Annotated in this window: 13 protein-coding genes and 1 riboswitch; of the genes, 6 read left to right on the top strand and 7 right to left on the bottom strand. The window is 39.0% G+C overall.

Features of this window, described 5'->3' with window-relative positions; genetic code table 11:
- Positions 1–9: 9 nt before the first annotated feature.
- Both uvrC and uvrA read right to left on the bottom strand, forming a co-directional pair.
- Positions 10–2,325, bottom strand: a complete 2,316-nt coding sequence (gene uvrC / locus AC1EK3_RS01560) for an excinuclease ABC subunit UvrC (RefSeq protein ID WP_480033460.1) — start codon at positions 2,323–2,325, stop codon at positions 10–12.
- Between the two features lie 102 nt (positions 2,326–2,427).
- The gene (uvrA, locus tag AC1EK3_RS01555) at positions 2,428–5,319 is read right to left on the bottom strand and encodes an excinuclease ABC subunit UvrA (RefSeq protein WP_480033490.1); all 2,892 of its coding nucleotides are present in this window, start codon (positions 5,317–5,319) and stop codon (positions 2,428–2,430) included.
- 284 nt (positions 5,320–5,603) lie between these two features.
- Between uvrA and AC1EK3_RS01550 the strand changes: the two genes are divergently transcribed.
- Together AC1EK3_RS01550 and AC1EK3_RS01545 are read left to right on the top strand one after the other, a co-directional pair.
- Complete coding sequence (locus AC1EK3_RS01550) at positions 5,604–7,205, top strand: ABC-F family ATP-binding cassette domain-containing protein (RefSeq protein ID WP_012914200.1); 1,602 nt, start codon at positions 5,604–5,606, stop codon at positions 7,203–7,205.
- 46 nt (positions 7,206–7,251) lie between these two features.
- Positions 7,252–9,468 carry a beta-carotene 15,15'-monooxygenase gene (locus AC1EK3_RS01545; RefSeq protein ID WP_480033461.1) on the top strand — a complete coding sequence of 739 codons (2,217 nt, stop codon included), beginning with the start codon at positions 7,252–7,254 and terminating at the stop codon, positions 9,466–9,468.
- A 19-nt stretch (positions 9,469–9,487) separates the two neighbouring features.
- On the opposite strand, the gene AC1EK3_RS01540 is transcribed toward AC1EK3_RS01545, so the two are convergent.
- The 3 genes from AC1EK3_RS01540 to AC1EK3_RS01530 form a co-directional block, all read right to left on the bottom strand.
- Complete coding sequence (locus AC1EK3_RS01540) at positions 9,488–10,675, bottom strand: pyridoxal phosphate-dependent aminotransferase (protein WP_480033462.1); 1,188 nt, start codon at positions 10,673–10,675, stop codon at positions 9,488–9,490.
- Positions 10,676–10,768: 93 nt separating this feature from the next.
- A complete protein-coding gene (ppgK, locus tag AC1EK3_RS01535) occupies positions 10,769–11,542 on the bottom strand; it encodes a polyphosphate--glucose phosphotransferase (protein WP_004108876.1) in 774 nt (257 codons plus the stop codon).
- Between the two features lie 93 nt (positions 11,543–11,635).
- A complete protein-coding gene (locus AC1EK3_RS01530) occupies positions 11,636–12,670 on the bottom strand; it encodes a glycosyltransferase family 2 protein (RefSeq protein WP_480033463.1) in 1,035 nt (344 codons plus the stop codon).
- A gap of 72 nt (positions 12,671–12,742) precedes the next feature.
- Positions 12,743–12,889: riboswitch (FMN riboswitch) on the top strand.
- 6 nt (positions 12,890–12,895) lie between these two features.
- Here AC1EK3_RS01530 and AC1EK3_RS01525 point away from each other — a divergent pair.
- The 4 genes from AC1EK3_RS01525 to AC1EK3_RS01510 all read left to right on the top strand — a co-directional run bounded on the left by AC1EK3_RS01525 (position 12,896) and on the right by AC1EK3_RS01510 (position 18,283).
- A complete protein-coding gene (locus tag AC1EK3_RS01525; protein WP_415689784.1) occupies positions 12,896–13,468 on the top strand; it encodes an ECF transporter S component in 573 nt (190 codons plus the stop codon).
- A 48-nt stretch (positions 13,469–13,516) separates the two neighbouring features.
- A complete protein-coding gene (locus AC1EK3_RS01520; protein WP_480033464.1) occupies positions 13,517–15,820 on the top strand; it encodes an energy-coupling factor transporter ATPase in 2,304 nt (767 codons plus the stop codon).
- 209 nt (positions 15,821–16,029) lie between these two features.
- A complete protein-coding gene (locus tag AC1EK3_RS01515) occupies positions 16,030–16,335 on the top strand; it encodes a YhbY family RNA-binding protein (RefSeq protein WP_004108863.1) in 306 nt (101 codons plus the stop codon).
- A 235-nt stretch (positions 16,336–16,570) separates the two neighbouring features.
- Entirely contained in the window at positions 16,571–18,283 is a 1,713-nt protein-coding gene (locus tag AC1EK3_RS01510; protein ID WP_480033465.1) for a PASTA domain-containing protein, read from the top strand.
- Between the two features lie 142 nt (positions 18,284–18,425).
- Here the strand turns inward: AC1EK3_RS01510 and AC1EK3_RS01505 are convergent, their stop codons facing one another.
- Positions 18,426–19,595 (bottom strand): hypothetical protein, encoded by a 1,170-nt coding sequence (locus AC1EK3_RS01505; protein WP_480033466.1) that lies wholly within the window; start codon positions 19,593–19,595, stop codon positions 18,426–18,428.
- Positions 19,582–20,976 (bottom strand): replication-associated recombination protein A, encoded by a 1,395-nt coding sequence (locus AC1EK3_RS01500; protein ID WP_480033467.1) that lies wholly within the window; start codon positions 20,974–20,976, stop codon positions 19,582–19,584. The genes AC1EK3_RS01505 and AC1EK3_RS01500 overlap by 14 nt, the downstream gene beginning before the upstream one ends.
- Between the last annotated feature and the right edge of the window lie 9 nt (positions 20,977–20,985).

Here is a 20,985-nt window from a genome sequence, read left to right as displayed (position 1 = left end):
TACTTATCATTATTTTTTACGCAAAGCACTGTATATAGCTTTTGCTTTATTCTCGCCAATTCCAGGTACTCTTTGCAAATCTTCCAATGAAGCATTTTTCAAAGATTTTATTGAACCAAAAGATGCAAGCAAACGCTTGCGATACACTGCTCCAATTCCAGGAATTGCATCAAAAGTAGAATGCAATGAACCTTTTCTTCGCAATTTACGATGATACGAAATAGCAAAACGGTGAGACTCGTCTCTAGCACGCTGCAATAAATACAATCCTTCTGAGCTTCTCTTAAAAATGATTGGATAATCTTCGTCAGGAAGCCACACTTCCTCAAGCTTCTTAGCTAAACCACAAACAGTAATATCACTTACGCCAGCATCTTTCATAGCTCTTTTAGCAGCTTTTGCTTGTTCTTTTCCTCCATCGACAATAATTAATTGAGGTTTATAAGCAAAATGCCGCGCACCAGTCAATGAATTACCTGAAAAATGCTTATTAGAAATACTGTTAGCATCGCAAATATTAATATCAGATAAGTCATATGTATCTGATGAATCAAGCTTGTCTTCTTCACAAACATCTTTATGCCTAAACCTTCGCAATAATGTTTCATAAACAGCACTTAAATCATCTGTTTTACCATCACCATGTTCACCTCGAACCGCAAAATGACGGTACTCACTAGGACGAGCAACACCATCTTCAAAAACAACCATAGAAGCAACTTGATAACTACCATCAACTGTATTTGAGATATCATAACATTCAATTCGCAAAGGAGATTTACTCATTCCAAGCGCTTTTGCTATTTCATTCATAGCTTCTGTTCTCATATCTATGCTGTTAATACGGCTAGATTTTATTCGTTTCAATTCCTGACTAGCATTATCGTTTGCACGATCCATAAGAGCACGTTTTTCTCCGCGCTCTGCAACTCTAATACTTACTTGAGAACCACGAATATTGCTAAGCCACAATTCAAGCTCTTGCTTACGTTCATCAGAAATTTTAATTGGAACTATAATCTCACGAGGAATAGGCGAAATAGGAGCAAGTAAATCCTCACGACCTGTTCTCTCTTGACGTTCACGACGAGTTTTAGTAGCTTGCGCTCGCAATATTACATCAGTTGCAGTAGCTTGTTGCGTAGAGCTAACAGCGTCGCGAACTTTCTTAATGCTAATAGTATCTTCATGGTTTTGTGTGTAATTTTGCTCATATTCTGCGTATACGCGAGTTAATAAATCAGCTATAAGATCACTGTCACTAATATGCTCATTTCGTTCTACTGACCAATTTTTCTCTCCACGAATCATTCCAGCTCTGACAAAAAATACATGAATTGACGCTTCAAGCTCATCTCCGCAGAATCCAAAAACATCTGCTTCTACATCATTGTCAAACACAACTGCATTTTGTTGCAAAATAGTGTTCAAAACAGCAATTTCGTCACGCAATTTAGCTGCACGCTCAAATTCTAGCTCTTCACTTGCTTCTTTCATCTCGTTCTTAATTTGTGAAATATAAGACTCTCCAACACTGCCTGTAAGTATGCCAACTACATGTTCTACCATCTTGCGATGTTCGCTAGGATCTATGTTTCCTATACAAGGAGCTGAACATTTACCAATCGAAGCAAATAAGCAAGGTCTACCAGTCCTATGAGCTTTGTTAAAAACAGAGGATGAGCATGTGCGAATAGGAAAAGTTTTAAGTAAAGAATCTAAACTATGACGAAGAGGCCACACTTTTGCATACGGACCAAAATATCTAGCATGCCGCGCACTACGATTTCTAGTAATCCATACTCTTGGAAAAGTTTCTTCTAGCGAAACTGCAACATAAGGATATGTTTTATCGTCACGAAAAACTACATTAAACCTTGGATTAAAAGCTTTAATCCAAGTATATTCAAGTGTAAGAGCCTCAAATTCAGTGCTTACAACAGTCCATTCCAAACTGCGAGCTGTGAGAACCATAGATTGAGTTCTAGGATGAAGTTGGTAAAGAGGTTGAAAATAATTCGCTAAACGATTGCGTAAATTTTTTGCTTTTCCAACGTAAATAACTCGCCCCTCGCCATCACGCCACTTGTATACTCCAGGTTGCGCTGGAATATCACGAGAAGCTGGACGGAATAAATCACGGGTATCACCAAGCAATGGAGCTCCTAATGCATTTACTCTTTCACCATCAAATGATGAATCTTTTGAAAACTGTTCATCTATTATTGCTTGCGTTTTACGCCATTTTTCACTATCTCTCATCCCATTTTCTTCTTGCAAATCATATGCTTTATAAGAATTTTTATTAAGATCATTATCTTTCATTTTCACCTCCTTTCCTAAACAAAATTTATGCAACTGTTCATAAGATTTGTCGAGCAAATTTCTCAGTTCAACAAATTACAAATTGGTAACTTTTTTGAACGCTTAATGTAACATTTGCTTAAGGAATTTACCTGTCCAACTCTCGCCATTACGCGCTACGATCTCAGGACTACCTTCTGCAACTAAGGTTCCGCCTTTATCTCCTCCTTCTGGACCTAAATCAATAATCCAATCTGCAGATTTCACAACATCAAGATTATGTTCAATTACAATAACACTGTTGCCTTTATCTACAAGAGATTGCAAAACCGCTAGAAGTTTCCTAACATCTTCAAAATGTAGTCCAGTAGTAGGTTCATCGAGAATATAAACTGTTTTACCAGTAGATCTTCTCTGTAGCTCTGTAGCAAGCTTTACTCGTTGAGACTCACCGCCAGAAAGTGTTGTTGCGCTTTGACCAAGACGAATATAGCCCAAGCCAACTTTTACTAAAGTATCTAAATATCGAGAAATAGAAGGATATGCTTTGAAAAATATTGCAGCTTCACAAATAGGCATATTAAGAACATCTGCAACAGACTTTCCGTTATATGTAACTTCCAAAGTTTCACGGTTATAACGTTTACCATGACAAACTTCGCACTCTACGTATACGTCAGGCAAAAAGTTCATTTCTATTTTTAAAGTACCGTCGCCATGACATGCTTCACATCTGCCTCCTTTAACATTAAACGAGAAACGACCAGGACCATAGCCACGAACTTTTGCTTCTGGAGTCTGCGCAAACAATGAACGTATTTTATCCCAAACACCAGTGTAAGTTGCTGGATTAGAACGAGGAGTTCTTCCTATAGGATTCTGATCGACATGCACTACTTTGTCACAAAGCTCAATACCATCGATACGTTTGTGTTTTCCTGGCACAATTCGAGCACCATTTAGCTTGTCTGCAAGAACTGGATACAAAATTGAGTTTATAAGTGTTGATTTACCAGATCCAGATACACCCGTTATACATGTGAATACTCCCAAAGGTATGCTTACATCAATATTTTTTAAATTATGCTCATGGGCATTAACTATATGAAGCATACGATTTTCGTCTACACTGCGACGTTGTTTTGGCACATCTATTGAGCGTCTGTGAGCAATATAATCTCCAGTAATTGAACGCTGAGCTTTAATAATTCCATCAGACGGACCTGAATATACTACTTCTCCTCCATGCTCGCCAGCTTCTGGACCAATATCAACAAGCCAATCGGACTGACGAATAGTATCTTCATCATGCTCGACAACAATAAGCGTATTACCAAGATTCCGCAGATGATGTAATGTTGCAATCAAACGCTCATTATCTCTTTGATGCAATCCAATAGACGGCTCATCAAGCACGTACATAACACCAACTAAACCTGATCCAATTTGAGTAGCTAAACGAATACGTTGAGCCTCTCCACCAGACAAAGTTTTTGCAGCTCTTGAAAGAGTAAGATAGCTTAAACCCACATCGTTCAAAAAACCAAGTCGAGCACGAATCTCTTTTAATATTTCTGTTGCAATTACTGCTTGAGAACCATCCAAATGCAAAGCATTTACCCATGCTAGACTTCGCTCTACTGGCATATCGCAAACTTCAGCTATGGAAGTATTAGATACTGTAACCGCAAGAACTTCTGGACGTAAACGCTTTCCACTACATTTTTGGCATGGAACTTCACGCATATACGACTCATAATATTGACGCATTTGATCAGAATCAGTTTCATCATGTTTGCGCATAAGCGTACGAACTACACCTTCAAAGCCAGTAGAATATTCACGTTGACGCCCCCACCTATTTGTGTAGGAAACTTGAACTGTGAAATCATGACCATACATGATGTCATGTTTAACGTCTTCCGCTAAATCCTTCCACGGAGTATTCATATCAAAGTGCAAATCTTTAGCAAGTCCTGAAAGTATGTGCTGATAATACATTCCAGCTGACTTATTCATTGCCCACGGCTCAATAGCTCCTTGCGCAAGAGATTTGTCTGGATCCGGGATAACAAGTTCAGGATCAATTTCGAGATTGTATCCAATGCCAGAACATTCAGAGCAAGCACCATAAGGAGCATTGAATGAAAATGTTCTAGGCTCAATCTCATCAAGCTCTAATTGATGATTATTTGGACATGCACGATGTTCCGAAAATGATTTACGACGCGTTTGTGAGTCTTCTGGTTCGTCAACAAAATCAGCAATTACTACTCCTTTAGATAGTTTTAATGCTGTTTCAATCGAATCAGTTAATCGAACACGAATGCCATCTTTAATAACTAAACGGTCTACTACTACTTCAATTGTATGTTTCTTCTGTTTAGTAAGAGTAATATCTTCAGAAAGCTCATGCATTTGCCCGTCAATAATCGCACGAGCATAACCATCTGAGCGCAAAAGCTCAAGCGTATCTTTAAATTCTCCTTTACGACCACGAACTACTGGAGCAAGAATTTGCAATCTCGTACGTTCTGGCATAGCAAGCAATGAATCTGTCATTTGCTGAGGAGTTTGAGAACTTACTATTTGACCGCATTCAGGACAGTGAGGCACACCAATCCTTGCAAACAATAATCGCAAATAATCATATATTTCTGTAATGGTTCCAACAGTAGAACGAGGATTGCGATTCGTAGTTTTTTGATCAATAGAAACAGCAGGACTTAAGCCCTCAATAAAATCAACATCAGGCTTATCCATACGTCCTAAAAATTGGCGAGCATAAGCACTAAGCGACTCAACATAGCGTCGCTGACCTTCTGCAAAAAGCGTATCAAACGCAAGCGAGGACTTACCAGATCCAGAAAGACCAGTAAAAACAACCATACGATTCCTAGGAATCGATAAACTTACATTTTTTAGATTATGCTCTCTAGCACCCTGGATAGTTATTTTCCATTCAGAAGGAATACTAGATAAATCAGCTATAAAAGTACCTTTGTTAGCGCACATAGGAGCATTATCAAGCAATTCTTGCAACGAGTCGTTTTGTTCATTCGCCTGTTTTGACACAATTACCTCCACACTTCCCCATAATCACTTGAATATTCCCAACCAATACCCAATTTTATTACTAACAAGAAAATTATAGAACAAGTGTTCGAAAAAGTAAAGTATTTGACTATCAACCACATGCCGTATTCGTTACCAGTAAGCAGTATAATAGTGAGTTTGGTTATGACTTTTATAAGTAATAAATAATAGCAGCCTAAATTTTGGGGAACGGAACAGACATTATGCCTATTGACGCACAAGCTTTAACCATTCAGATTGGTGCGCGAACGCTGTTAAATCCTACCGATTTTCACGTCACAAAGGGAGATAAGATCGGTTTAGTCGGCAGAAACGGCGCAGGCAAAACTACGCTTACTCGCGTTATTACAGGAGACATGCTGCCAGCAGGAGGCTCGGTTAGAGTTAGTGGAGGTTTAGGCTACTTACCTCAAGACACGCACGCAGCAGACCCAGAACAAAGCGTTATAGATCGCATTATGAGCGCTCGAGATATTGCTTCTATCGTTTCGCGTATTCGCAAAGCGGAAAAAGAAATGACAGATCCAGATCCAGACATAATGACTAAAGCTATGAACCGCTACGACAAAGCAATGCAAGATTTTGAAAAAGCAGGCGGTTATTCAGTGCAATCTGAAGCAATATCGATGGCAACAAGCTTGGGACTTCCACAAGAAGTTATGCAACAAGCTTTAGGAACACTTTCAGGTGGTCAACGTCGCCGCATAGAACTTGCTAGAATTCTGTTTTCTGACGCAGACACATTAATTCTCGATGAGCCTACAAACCACTTAGACGCAGACTCAATAATATGGTTGCGCAATTATCTTAAACGATTTGAAGGTGGATTCCTAGTAATTTCTCACTCCACAGAATTACTAGACGAAGTAGTCAACAAAGTATGGCATTTAGATGCTCAACTTGCAAAAATAGACATGTACTCAATGGGTTGGAAAGCATACTTGCATCAGCGCGTAGTAGACGAAGAAAGACGTCGCCGCGAACGAGAAGTTGCAGAAAAGAAAGCTGAACGCCTTATGAAACAAGGCATTCGCTTGCATGCAAAAGCTACAAAAGCAGTTGCTGCTCAAAACATGATGCGAAGAGCTGAACGCTTATTAAGCGAAACAAGTGAAGCTCAAAAACAAGAAAAAGTTGCAGATATTCGTTTTCCAGAACCAGCTGCATGCGGAAAAACTCCAATTATGGCAAAAGATATTTCCAAAGCGTATGGTTCTAATATTGTTTTCGCTGGAATTAATCTTGCTATAGACAAAGGTTCACGCGTTGTCATTCTAGGCTATAACGGTGCTGGAAAAACAACAACATTACGAATTTTGGCAGGAGAAGAAACAGCAGATACTGGTGAAGTTCAATACGGACACGGATGCAAAATCGGTTATTTTGCACAGGAACACGATACATTAGACTTGGATTCTACAGTTTTGGAAAACCTTCAGCACGTTGCACCAAACCTGGATGACACACAAGCACGTTCTATGCTTGGCAGCTTCCTGTTTTCCGGCGACGACGCAATGAAGCCTGCAAGAGTGCTTTCAGGTGGCGAAAAAACGCGTCTAGCACTTGCAACACTAGTCACTTCCAAAGCCAATGTGCTACTGCTGGACGAACCTACTAACAACTTGGATCCAGCATCTCGAGATGAAATACTTAAAGCTATTGCAAAGTATGAGGGAGCAATTGTTCTTGTTACACACGATGAGGGTGCAGTTCAAGCCTTACAACCTGAGCGAGTGCTACTAATGCCTGATGGCGACGAAGACTTGTGGAATGACGAATATCTCGATTTAGTTGCCGAAGAGTAAAATGTTGAACTGAATTACTTGAATTGTGCAATAGAATGGTTAAGCAGTGATTTCAACATACGCGTCTAAGACTTTGCCAAATACGGCGAATAGTGCCAACAGCCGTATAAGCAATCAAATTGACAATCATTGCATAAAACGTGCGCTACATTTTTTGCGAATACCATTCATCGTAATAATTCTTATAACCTTATTTGAATGTTCTATTGGAAATCTGCCATTTTGGAGCAGTGTTACAGGAAGCACAGATAGCATTTCTGCGCACAACGATATAGGTTCTGGAATTAGACGCTTAGATTCCGGCGGCATTCTTATAACGGATCCTTCAGAAGCATATTTAGAAGTAACATCCGACGGAAGTTCGCCTTATATTCGCTTAGAGCCTGCGATTATTAAAAAGAAAAGCAAAAATAATAATCTTATTTCAAACATCAATGTTTTAGTTGAAGCAAACAAATACTTAAGCAAACCTCAAAGCACAAACACTGCTTCTCTAAACCCATCTTTGCTTAAACTTCCAAAACAAGCAGTAGGAAAATCTTGCATTGTTAGAGTGTGGCTGCAACATCCAATAGGATCAATATTAAATATTGAAGACTCAAGAGCAAACGTTCGAGTGCCTTTTAGGTGGTCATGGGGTCGCGTATTAATACTTGCTATTTTTGCATTTCTTGTTACGCTTTGGAACCCTTGGTCCAAGCTTTGGAAAATTAAACTCAACACTCATAGTCTTATTCAACGTTGCTGCTTTGCTGCTTCTCTTCTTCCATTTATTACTGTTGGTTTAATAACTATTTTTTGGAATTTACGAAACGCAACTCCTATGCATTTTTACACAAACGGTAATTATGCATATGATTTTGATCAATATGCTCACACTGCAGACGCATTGTTAAAAGGTCAAGTGCATTTAAATCTTCCTGTTCCTAATGAGTTAGAACACTTGCAAAATCCTTACGACCCTACGGCTAGAAATAATTTGTTAAACCACTCAGTACAACATATGTATTGGGATTACGCATACTACAAAGGTCACTGGTATTCCTACTTCGGAGTTCTTCCAGCAATATTGCTATTTTTGCCTTATCGCATTATTTCAAGACTATGGACTCCTGAAGGCTCTATGCTTCCAACAACAGTAGCTACGATAATATTCTTAATTGGTTTTCTTATCGCAGGTTCCCTATTGGTTATTCGAATTATTGAGCAGACTTCAAAAAAAGTATCTTTAGGAACGACATCCATTGTTCTTGCTTTATTCTTCATTACTTCAAATACAGTGTATTTGTGGTTTAGAACGTCATTTTATTCCGTACCTATGGCAGCCTCACTTTTCTTCACATCTCTTGGATTGTGGTGCTACCTAGGTTTTAATAAAACACATTCTTTGCAAAATATTGTTTTAGGTTCTTTCTTTATTGCATTAAATTTAGGATGTAGACCTACTTTTTCGATAGCTGTTCTTTTTGCACTTCCTGCAATTTATTCGCATATAGAAAAAGATTTACCAAATATTTTGCGCAACTGGAAACAAGTTTCTTCATGGCATAAGCCTTTTAAATATTTTGCAGCTTGGATGTTACCATGCATAATTACTGCAATTCCATTTGGCATTTATAATCTTTTACGCTTTGGCTCACCGTTAAATTTTGGCAATGAGTATCAAATAACTATTACTGACATGACAACTATGCGCTTGCCGTCACAAAATATTTTGCCGTCTATTTTCAGCTATATTGCGCTACCTTTGCGTTTTATTCCAACTTTTCCTTGGATTGGTATTCAGCCTATTGCATTTGACCGTTGGCAATATGCAGAGCCTATGATTGGCGGAATGTTTACACTTTCACCATTGGCATTAGTTGGCATAATATGCGTATTTATTATGAAAAAACGCTGCCGCACGCATATTGCTTGGCAAACAAGCGTAATAGCTATAATAGTTGGGCTTGTTCTTATTGTTTTTGACAGCTTAAAAGCTGGTATCGGATGGAGATATATTGCTGATTTTGCGTGGTCTTTTGCTATAGCTGCCGCAATTGGAATTAGCTTGCTTTTAGAATATGCATCCACTTTGCAATCAGAAAATTCTTTACATAAAAAAACTATTGCTTACACAATACGCTTACTTGTAGCAGTATTGCTATTTGCTTCTATTGCTATCGCTGTACTCAGTTGGTTTGTTACGGGACGTGAAGACAGCACGCTTCGTTTTAATCCAAACTTATGGTTCACGTTTAGAAGTTGGATGACATTGTTTTAAATAATTATTTATATAATTACTATTCTTCTAACAATGCATCTACAGTTCGAAGAAGCGCATGTAATCCGCTAATAAACTGTTGCGGCTCTGGCAATAATGACAATGCTAAATACCCATTAACTGGCATATCGAAATAATATCCAGGTTGAGAAACTAAATTATAATCTTTCATCAATCTCAAAGCTAATACATCATCGTCAATGCAAGATGGTACACGCAATAAAATATTCCATCCACCTTCTGCACGCAACGCGCTAACACAGCATTTAGGCATAGATGTCAACGTTTCTCGCAGCGTATGCAGATTATTAATAATACGATTTCGTACAATAGCGCTTTGAGAAGATGCATATTGCAATAATTCTGGTATGCGCTCAGAAACAGTATTACCAATAGGCAAAAAATCATCAGCTATAACGTCAAGCCTTTTTTGTGCTTCATAAACATCATCTTTAGGACCTGAAACTTCAATCCAACCAACTTTTGCGTGAGGAGCAGCAAGCATTTTGGAGAATCCATCAAGCGCAAAAACTAAAGTAGAAGATTCTCCAGCAAGACGAGCATTTCCAGCAAAAGGTTCAAGCGAATATTCATAAAATACTTCGTCTGCAATAATCGCAACACCATTATCACGACATAATTGCAATAGTATTTCACGTTCTTCAGGCTTGACATATGAGCCTGTAGGATTATTTGGATTAATAAGCACAAGAGCTTTAATACGCAAAGACGCATCTTCTAAAAGTTCTCTAACACGCGCAATATCAATAGTCCAAGAACCATCATAGTGCAAAGGATACGGTATTGCATTCACACATTGCAAGCGCGCAATAGACTCTATAAGAGGATATCCAGGAGTCGGTCCCATAACGGCATCCCCTGCATCACATAAAAGCATCATAAGCCATGCGTAAGCTTGAGAAGTTGAAGAAAGCACATAAAGCTGATCTGAATTAAGCTTTGATGGAACAGACTTTTCAGTGCGGTTATCTCGCTTATTGATGAAGTTTGAAAGAATATCGCGAATTTCCTTAGGGCCCCTAGGGTCTGCTGTGTAACGTCCACTTAAACATTTAGGTGCTAAGCCGTGAGACGTTGGATTGGAATCGTTTAATTTAGTAAGCTTTACGCCATTAACAATAGCTTTTCGCTGAGCTAAAATAATAGGATTTGGCTCACTTACATCTACTCTAGAAGAAAATCGCACGAAACTACCCTAACACTTGGCATAACAAAAGCTGGGCTGCAGTATAAACTGCTCACCCAGCTCAATAGATAACAAATAATATTTAGTTATTTTTTAGTTTTGCTGCATTTTTTGCATTGCATAGTAAGCTGCACCAATAATTCCAGCCTCATTATGCAATGTTGCAACAACAATAGGAGTTTTAATATCGATATGCGGCAAGAACTTTTCGCTTACGCGGCTAACGCCACCACCGACAACAAACAAATCTGGGTTGAAATACTTTTCCATCAAGCCGTAGTACTTAGTCAAACGCTTAGCCCACTTCTTATAGCCCATATCCAACTTTTCACGAACAGAAGAAGCAGCGTACTTCTCAGCATCGCCCTTACCTTTTTCAAGCTGAATATGACCAAGCTCAGTGTTTGGAATAAGCACACCGTTGTAAATCAAAGCCGTGCCAATACCAGTGCCAAGAGTAGTAGCAATAACCAAGCCATCCTTGTCTTTTGCCGCACCAAAACGCTGCTCAGCTAAACCAGCAGCATCGGCATCGTTAACTACTGTTACAGGACGACCACAAGCCTCACTAAAGACTTCAGTAACATCAACACCAATCCAAGACTGGTCAAGATTTGCCATAAAATCAAGCTTCTTACCAGGCTTAATTGGAGCAGGGAACGCAATTCCAACAGGCACATCTGCAGGTACTTCAAAATGTTCAAGCTGCTGACGAACAATATCTGCAACTGCTTGAGGCGTAGAAACCGCAGGAGTGAGAATTTTGTATCGAGGTTCTGCGAACTCTCCCTTTTCCAAATTTACTGGAGCAGCCTTAATACCGGAGCCACCAATATCGACGCCAAATGCTTGTGCAGTGTCAATCATTTCACTAACACTCCCCTCTGAATGTGTGCTGTATGGACAATTACCAGTATTCTATCGTATATCCAATACGACACGCTTACTGTTTACTAACTTCTACTTCAACGAAGGCATAGGTTTCCAGTCTTGATCGTGCAAAATTTTTCGAGAATCAATCCAACCGGTAAACAATTTACCAATACCCGAAATAATATGCTCACGATCGACAGCTATCAAACGAATAAGCTCTTTAGCAGCCGTTAAAGCAGTTCCAAGCGCAAACATAAACGGACGAAAATCGCCATGAATCATAAAGTAGCGAGCCATAAAGCCTCTATTTCGCATAATATGATAACGATTCATGTCCGATGTTGAATTTAACTGACGCACTCCTGCAATATCCCAATTAGGAATATCACGAGTGCGACGAAGAATAATATCCGGAACAACAATAGGATTCGTAACCTTACTCGCAAGATACCCGTAAGTAGTATCATCCCAGTAAATAAAGTAGCGCGAATCCGGGAAGCCGATTTTTTCAACTATATCTCGACGAATCAAACCACCCTCAAAACACATCGTATTCATAACTTTGTATCCAGCCCTGCCGAAAGCAGCAGGCGCAATAGGATTTGGAATACCAAGCGGAACCAAAAAATCGTACTGCCAGTAGAATTTACCACCGTCATAATCTAAACGACTTCCTTGAACAACAGCATGACGCTTAGTCCAAGGAGCAAGACGCTCAATAGATTCAGGCACTGTTTCAACATCGTCATCCATAACCCAGAACCACTTAGCTCCAAGTTCATAAGCTTTTTTAACACCAGCACTAAAACCGCCAGCACCACCAAGATTTTCATCTTGAGGAGCATACACAACATGAAGTTCATTGCCTTCACAATCTTTTTGAGCTTTACCCCAACGATTAGTTAAAGAAGCTTCAAGACGAGCAACCATTTCGCTGGTTTTGTCACTGCACTCATTGTCAACAACGACAATACGCCAAGGGCATTCTTTTAAACATTCAAACGAATGGAATAAATTCTCCAAAAGCTCTTGACGCTTATAAGTGACAACAACAATAGCTAATTTATCAATGCTAGTTGCGTTATTAGTAGTAATTTTTTTTGATGCACTCGTATTGCTCATACTTGTATTCTCGCACCTACCCTCGCCACACAATTATCACAACAATGTTCTTAGCATGAGATACAAAAGAATAGTTAGTTTCAGGGAAGGTGAAAATCCTTACTGGCGGTAACAAAATACGTGTTTCATGCGTTTTTGAAGCCCGCGAGCGGCTTACAAGCTGCTGATTCGGTTAAATTCCGAAGCCAACGGTTACAGTCCGGATGAAAGAAACGGAGACCCATCATGGGCATTTCTAATACAAATAATCACCAAACTTATGCAAAGAACTCTAACTGGTCTAGCGAAAAAATAGCAAAATATGCTCTATTTGTTGCACTTTCAATGGCAGTAAGTTTCATAGAATTTCCACTTATTCCAGACTTGCCGTATTTAAAATATGATCCTTCAGGAATCGTGTGCCTAGTTGCAGGATTCGCATATGGTCCTGCAGCTGCAGCAATAGTAAGCATACTAGGTTTCGCACCACACTTATTTACCAATCCACTAGGCACAGTTATGGCAGTGCTAGTATCTTTAGGGGCTAGCGTTACAGCGGCATTAATTTACAAAAAAATGCATACCAGAAAAGGCGCAATCATTGCACTTTTGGTAGGCTCTGTTGTTGCAATTGCGCTCGCAATAGCTGGAAATCTTGTTATTACGCCACTTTATTCACCAAAGATAACCGTTGCTACAGTTGCATCGCTTATTATTCCAGCACTGCTACCGTTTAATATTATTAAACTTGCGCTTCACGTTGTAGTAACAATGCTTGTTTATAAACCAGTTTCTAAACTACTTCACCACAGCAAGTAAATCTTCTAAACGGCATAAACTATGCAAAATACCAGCACAAGCAGTAGTATGAACGAAGCTCAAAATTGCGCAGTTGAAAACAATACTCTAGTAGTGTTGCGAAATATTTGCTTCAGCTACGATGATGGAAAAACTTGGACACTTAATAATCTAAGTCTTACAATTCGCTCCGGCGAGCGCGTAGCGATTGTGGGCAAAAACGGTTCTGGTAAATCAACTTTGGCAAAAATTATTGCAGGTTTAACGGCACCAGATAGCGGTTACGTTACATTATGCGGTGAAAAAGTTTTTGAAAATACTACTGCTTATGCTGACGCTTACAAAAATGCGCGAAAGTTTATTGGCGCTCTGTTTCAAAGTCCAGAAGATCAGATTGTTACTACTGTTACTGAAGATGATGTTGCTTTCGGACTAGAAAATTTGCAATTCCCTCGAAAAACAATGTATAAGCGTATCAGTGAAGCTTTAAAAACTGTTCACATGGAAGATAAGCGTTACGCTGACCCTAGCACTATGAGCGGCGGACAGCAGCAACGAGTAGCTTTAGCAAGCGCTATTGCTATGAATTCTAAACTGCTTGTTCTTGACGAACCTACTTCTATGCTCGACTCGTTCGCTCGCAAAGACGTTGATGCTTTATTCGATAATTTGCATAAAAATGGCACTACTATTGTTCAAATTACACACAATTTTGAGGAATGCAAACGAGCAAATCGCATACTTCTACTAGAAAATGGCATACTGAAAGAAGTAAGCTTTAATGGTTTAAAAACTTACTTTTCTAATATTGAGTTGGCTAATGATCATTTAACTAAAATTAGCAAGAACAAAAACTTAACAGATAGCAGATTCAAAGAAAATGAGTCAGATATCGCTGTAGAAATTTCCGGACTAACTGTTAAATATGATAAAACTTCTCCAGCTGTTATTGACGATTATTCACTCACTGTTAAAAGTGGCGAAACAGTTGCAATAATGGGTGAAAACGGCTGCGGTAAATCAACTCTTGCTAAAACAATGTGTGGATTGTTAAAAGCCAATTCAGGAAACATAAAAGTGCATGGCATATCTGTTAGAGGTAAATCATCTAGAATAATACGACAAAAACTACATCAAACAATTGGCTACGTTATGCAACTGCCAGAACAACAGCTTTTTGCTGATACAGTACGAAACGATGTCGCTTATGGACCAAAAAATTTTGGGCTAAAAGACAGCGCTCTTAAAGAACGTGTGGATGAAACCCTACGCTTATTGAACCTTGAGAACTTGGCTGAAAAATCACCTTTTGCGCTTTCTGGAGGTCAGCAGCGTCTTGTTGCAATAGCTGGCGTTTTAGCTTGCAAGCCACGCGTGCTCGTACTGGATGAGCCAACAGCTGGATTAGATTTTGAAGCTGCGTTACGTATTCGAGAAATTCTTGGAACGCTACACAATCAAGGCGTAACCATAATACTTATTACGCATAATCTTCAAGAAGCAGAAGATTTAGGCGCAAGATTAGTAACATTAAAAGCAAACAATAAAGCAAATAATACTGAAAATAACAAAAACAAAGAAAGTTCCGCAAAAGCAAAAACATCTTCGCTACTTAAATCTTTTGACCCACGAGCAACGCTTCTATCATGCTTTATTCTTATGCTAAGTGCTTTTAGTATTACTAACTACATACAGTTAGCTATTCTTGCTTTTGTAACATTTACTCTAACTGTTGCTGCAAAAATACCATTTATTAAGCTTATTTCTTCGCTGCATATGATTATTGCAGTATTTGTCTTCTCCGGATTACTTAACATTCTGGCAGTGCGAACAGGCACAGTACTAGCAAATATTGCAACTATTCCTATTACAACTGATGGAATTAATTACGCAATACTTTTTGCAACACGATTCTCTCTTGTTATTATCATTGGAGCAGTTCTAGTGCTAACAATGAGTCAAACAACGCTTAGCGAATCTTGCACACGATTATTATCACCACTTCGGCATATTGGAATACCAACGCAAGAAATAGCACTTATTATGAGTCTAGCGCTACGGTTCTTGCCAACACTTAGTGCAGAAGCGCACTCTGTGGCACTAGCGCAAATCGCTCGAGGAAGTAGCATTCGAGATGGTTCTTTTAAACAACGAGTACACGCTATAACAGCTTTAATAGTGCCAGGTTTTGCAGGAGTAATTCGCCATGCTGACACTCTTGCGCTCGCATTAGATGCACGCTGCTACACGCCTGGAGCTGAAAGAACTCACTTGCACTCATGGAAAATGCGTATAAAAGACGTGCTGCTATTAGTAGTTACTCTTTGTGTTGTAAGCGCGATTATTGTGTGCAAAATGTTACCTTTGCAATAAAAAATTTTAAAAATATTTCACCTTTTGCAGCAAGCGCAATAAATACAGAATCAATACGGAATAAATGCGCAATAAATACGGAATAAATGCGCGATAAATAAATTTGTATTATCACATGCAACAATTCGCAATATACTGTATAATCCGTTAAGCACTATGTATTTTATGTAATATTTGCGTTATAAAACTTGCATTTGAAAGGACGCCTTATGGCATTGACAAAGAAGCAGATTAAGCAGCTTCGCGCGCTCGCTAATACGCTTAGCCCACTTTTATACGTTGGCAAGAACGATATTACTGATGCAGCTGTGAAGCAAGCAGACGAAACCATGCAGTACCACGAGCTAATGAAGTGCGCTGTGCAAGATGGTTCCGGATTAAGCGCTAAAGAAGCTGCTGATGCACTTGCTCAAAAGCTCGGTGCCGAAGTCGTGCAAGTAATCGGCAATCGTTTTGTACTTTTCCGCGTATCTCCATTAGACAGCGTTGAACACATTATGCTTGTGCGCGAATAGTGATTTATATTCATACGACGTTAAAACTGTATATAAATGGGCTTCTCTAATTTGAGAGGTCCATTTTGCTTATGAGAATCTATATAAATTACGTAATCAAACCAAAGATGCAGCATAATTTTTGCATGTTTTCTTATCAGCGCATATAGATAGAATCGTGTGTAAGAATTTCGCTTAAGAGAGATTTATTGTGTTAAAAACTCGGTAAGTGCGAGCACAGTTAAGAGAGGGAATTATGGCATTTTGTGAAAATTGTGGAAGTAAGCTAGAGCCGAATAGTAAGTTTTGTGATTCATGTGGCAATGTTGTTGCAAATTATTCGGATGTTGTGAATGAAAATTATAATATGCCACCTGAAAAAGAAGCTTATATTCAGCCTGGGTATACTGCAGAAAGTAGTAGCGAGAAATCTTCTACTAAATCAAAAAAAGTTAAACTACTGATTGCTTCAATTGTTGCTGTAGTACTTGTTATTGCTGCTGCGGTTGCGTTTGTGGTATTTTATTTACCTTCACAAAATAGTCATACTGTTCTTATTCCTAAAGCTAGTGCATTAAAAAGTGCGCCATTGCAAAAAACTGTAGACGATCTGCGTAAGCAGGGTGTAAAGGTTATTATTGTTAAAGAGTTTTCTTCTGTTAAACGTGGTGGTTTTGTTCGTTTTACTAATGTTCGTCCTGGTCAACGTGTGAAAAGTTCATCGCATGTTACTGTTATAGAATCTGAAGGTCCTGGAATTCCTAAAAAGGGTGTAGTAGGTCAGCCTCTCGAAAAAGCTAAGAAGATAGCTGAATCTATGGGCGTTCCTGTTGAAACATACAATATTATTTCTACTAATACTGGAAAGGTTATTGCAACTGACCCTATGCCAGGCTTCCCAGTTTCGAGCGGAAGTAGTGATGATGGTGTGATTCGTATTGCTGTTGGAGTTAAAGACAAAGGTATTCCTGCTGACTTGTTCGGCATGGATAAAGACGAAGCAGTAAATAAGTTGCGAGATTTAGGATTGAAAGATGTTTCATTGCACCCGCATTTCTCGTCAGAAAAGAATCTTGGTAAGATCATTTCTTCTAAACCTGCTTTAGGTACAAAGTTTTCAGGTGGGCATGTTGACTTGTACTACGGTGTTGACGCTTCTGAAACAAAAAATGTAATGACAGAAAATGATCCTGATGACAAGGATATGATGTATGCGTCTAAGACGTCTCCTGTTATTGGCACTTGGTGTACTAATGATGGCGACTGCATTGAGCTTCAGAAACATGATTATCCTAAAGCTGATCCAAGTGATATGTTTTTGCAGCTTCCTACCGATCCTAAGTATCCTAATGATTCTAATTTTTATGAGTATCTAACTTTGGGTAATGGTGCTCATGAGATTGGCGGATTGGTATTTTATAAGGATAATAATAAAAACAAAGACAGTTGGATGAAGAATCATTTGATTGTTGGAGACACTGGCGCTTTTGAACTTTATCGTGGAATGGGATTGCCATATTGTGGTGAAACAGCTAATGACAATATTGGCAGTATGTGTGTTAATGGTAAATGGGTTGACGCGTTTGAACCTCCTGAAGACATCAAACAATATGGGGATCATGATAAGATTCCTGGCTATTGGAAAAACTCTTCGTTTAGGATGCGCGACTTCTTCCTTGTAGTTCCAGTTCATGCAAATCTTAATAAGATTGAATCTTCTGGATATTTTGATGGAAAAGGTAATAAGAAGCCGGATACTACAAGACCGTTTATTTTACGCAGAAATCCGAAACTGTATTCTAAAACGACTGTTGATGCTGAACCTTACAAAGGCGACATAGGAGACAATCCGTTCGTACCAACAATCAAGCATAAGGCTGTTCCGTTTAAGCCTGCTCCAGACGATAGTGTTGCATACTACTTGGTTGAAAAGCCTTTCGACTGGAGTAAGCTTCCTGAACGTGACTAAACTTCATTACACGCATCAAGCGAAGATGATATTCATTTAAAAATGAAATTTATTCGCGCAAATAAAATGCTCCATGATCCTAAGCTCATTCATAATCAATCTGATAGCCAAGCGAATCGTGGAGCATATTTATTGTGATATTCTACTCATCAATCACATGCACACTATCAACAGTAGATTGTCCTGCCGGCAGTTCCAGCCAATTTGTTCCATCATCTCCAGCTTTAGCAGCAATAGTAATTTTTTTGTTATTATATTTTTCAAACATATTGCTTTCGTTTGATTTAGAAACCTTCATAGTAACTAAAATATTATTAATGGAGTTGCGCGTTTGTCTTACTCCACAATCCATACCATTACAGTATCCTCCAACAGACATCTTTCTATCGAATACTAATACTGTATAAATATTATCTTTGTTTTCCTCTCGAACACTATATTTACTGCCAGTATCACTTGGTGTAGTTCCAGGAAACTCATATGCTTCATCAGCATTTAATATTTTTACAGTTCCAGTAAATACTTGATAACCTTTTTCACGCCAAAGTTGAACAAGCTCATTATGCTTATGCTGAGCTTGAGTCAAGTTTTTGGCATTAATCATCATATTAATATCAGTAAAATCATCAACCGGCACAAAAGTTGGATGTAATAATTTACTTATCTCACCAGTACCAGGAACTGAATCGTATGTATCAGTTTTATCTAATGGATGTTGAACAATTGACCGAGTATGAGTAAAGTTGCCTTCATTCAGCTTATAAATTGTTTTACTCCACGGGAAAACATCAGGCGCATTTTTTTCAATAGCACGCAAAATTACAATTCCTTTATGATGAGGGTCAAAATATATTGTCCCTGTATACTCATTTTTATCAAGATTCTTATCTATAATTTCTGGATATTTAACCAACTTGCCATTCTTAAATGAGAATACATGAATATACTTGTTAGAGTTAGTATTATATTCATTTGTCGCAATAACAATCATTTCTGGAATATTATCGTTGTCAATATCCCACAGATCATAATAATATTCGAAATCCTGTGGGAATTTATTTGAAACATACGAAGAAGCTTTAAGCACATTCTTGTACTCTTTGCCAGCTTGAGAAAGAATGTCATCTGCATTACGAGTATCTGGTTTTGCGATTGTGCTTATTATGCTATTGCTGGTAATACTTTTCAACGAAAAGCCGTTGTTTTGTAAGGTATCTGCAGCAAAAAGAGTATACACAACGCAAGCAGTAAGCCAGCATATAAGTACAACAGTCGATATGCAATAATACAGAAAATCACTATTCTTTTTCATACCCAGCATCTCTACTTTCATTAGATTCATGAAGAATAGCACGGATTTGAGATAAACGTTGCGAAATCTCGTGCTCGTAGCCGCGATTCGACGGCTGATAGTATTCGCGACCAACTAGCTCATCTGGCATGTACTGTTGGGATGCTACAGCACCCGGATAATCGTGAGCATACTTGTACCCGTCATGGTTTCCCCAACTTTTCATCAAAGCAGTTGGAGCGTTACGCAAATGAAGAGGCACTTGACCAATATTTCCAGCATCAACGTCTTGTAAAGCCTTATTAATAGCGTTATAGCTTGCGTTTGATTTAGGAGCGGTTGCTACAGCAATCACAGCTTCAGAAAGAATAATGCGCGCTTCCGGCATGCCAATTAAAGCAACTGCTTGAGCTGCTGCAACAGTTACTTGCAAAATTTGCGGAGCTGCCATACCAACTTCTTCGGCAGCAGCAATCATAATTCGCCTTGCAATAAAACGCGGGTCTTCCCCAGCTCGAAGCATTCGCGCTAAATAATGCAAAGAAGCGTCAACATCACTTCCGCGCATCGACTTAATAAAAGCAGAAATCACATCGTAATGATCGTCGCCGTCTTTGTCGTAACGAACTGTAGTAGTATCCATTACGTTAGAAACAATATCAGCAGTAATTACAGGCTTCTTTTTGCCATGCTGTAACGCAACATCTCCTGTTACTGCTCCTGCAGCCGCCTCTAAAATAGTGAGAGTTTTGCGAGCGTCTCCCCCGCTTAAGCGAATAATAGAATCTATTGCGTCATCGTCGATTTTAAGCTGATTATTAAGACCGTTTTCGCTAGTTAGCGCACGTTCTATAAGAGTATGCAAATCTTCAACGCTAAGCGACTCAAGTTTAACAACTACCGATCTACTAAGTAGCGGCTTAATAATTGAAAAGCTTGGATTTTCGGTAGTAGCTCCAATAAAAGTTACGTCGCGATTTTCAACACTTGGAAGCAAAGCATCTTGTTGAGATTTAGAAAAACGGTGAACTTCGTCAATAAACAGAACTGTTTCTTTACCTTGACTAACCAAACGCTCATGCGCGCGATCAAGTACCGCACGAACGTCTTTAACTCCAGAAGTTACAGCAGAAAGCTCTTCAAACACGCGACCAGACTGACGAGCAACAATATAAGCGAGCGTAGTTTTACCAACTCCCGGAGGACCAAACAACACAACAGAACTTGGAGCAGTAAGAGAACCTTTAGATTGCGGATTTGCAAGCCTGCGCAAAGGCGAACCTTCTTTTAGAGCATGCGACTGCCCTAGCACGTCTTCAATACTGCTCGGGCGCATACGCACTGCCAACGGACGAGTTACATCACTCGGCGCACTACTTGCTGCAAATAAATCCTGCTCCATAAATACCAG

It is taken from the genome of Gardnerella sp. C0026F2 (assembly GCF_056590715.1).
Note: the sequence above shows the minus strand (reverse complement) of the source record. Positions and strands in the feature narration are given on the sequence as shown.

What these genes read in the sequence shown, in the direction of transcription:
- AC1EK3_RS01530 (WP_480033463.1), bottom strand. Translation starts at nt 12,670, where the DNA reads ATGAGCAATACGAGTGCATCAAAAAAAATTACTACTAATAACGCAACT.
- uvrC (WP_480033460.1), bottom strand. Translation starts at nt 2,325, where the DNA reads ATGAAAGATAATGATCTTAATAAAAATTCTTATAAAGCATATGATTTG.
- AC1EK3_RS01505 (WP_480033466.1), bottom strand. Translation starts at nt 19,595, where the DNA reads ATGAAAAAGAATAGTGATTTTCTGTATTATTGCATATCGACTGTTGTA.
- AC1EK3_RS01520 (WP_480033464.1), top strand. Translation starts at nt 13,517, where the DNA reads ATGAACGAAGCTCAAAATTGCGCAGTTGAAAACAATACTCTAGTAGTG.
- AC1EK3_RS01515 (WP_004108863.1), top strand. Translation starts at nt 16,030, where the DNA reads ATGGCATTGACAAAGAAGCAGATTAAGCAGCTTCGCGCGCTCGCTAAT.
- AC1EK3_RS01510 (WP_480033465.1), top strand. Translation starts at nt 16,571, where the DNA reads ATGGCATTTTGTGAAAATTGTGGAAGTAAGCTAGAGCCGAATAGTAAG.
- AC1EK3_RS01525 (WP_415689784.1), top strand. Translation starts at nt 12,896, where the DNA reads ATGGGCATTTCTAATACAAATAATCACCAAACTTATGCAAAGAACTCT.
- ppgK (WP_004108876.1), bottom strand. Translation starts at nt 11,542, where the DNA reads ATGATTGACACTGCACAAGCATTTGGCGTCGATATTGGTGGCTCCGGT.
- uvrA (WP_480033490.1), bottom strand. Translation starts at nt 5,319, where the DNA reads ATGTGCGCTAACAAAGGTACTTTTATAGCTGATTTATCTAGTATTCCT.
- AC1EK3_RS01500 (WP_480033467.1), bottom strand. Translation starts at nt 20,976, where the DNA reads ATGGAGCAGGATTTATTTGCAGCAAGTAGTGCGCCGAGTGATGTAACT.
- AC1EK3_RS01550 (WP_012914200.1), top strand. Translation starts at nt 5,604, where the DNA reads ATGCCTATTGACGCACAAGCTTTAACCATTCAGATTGGTGCGCGAACG.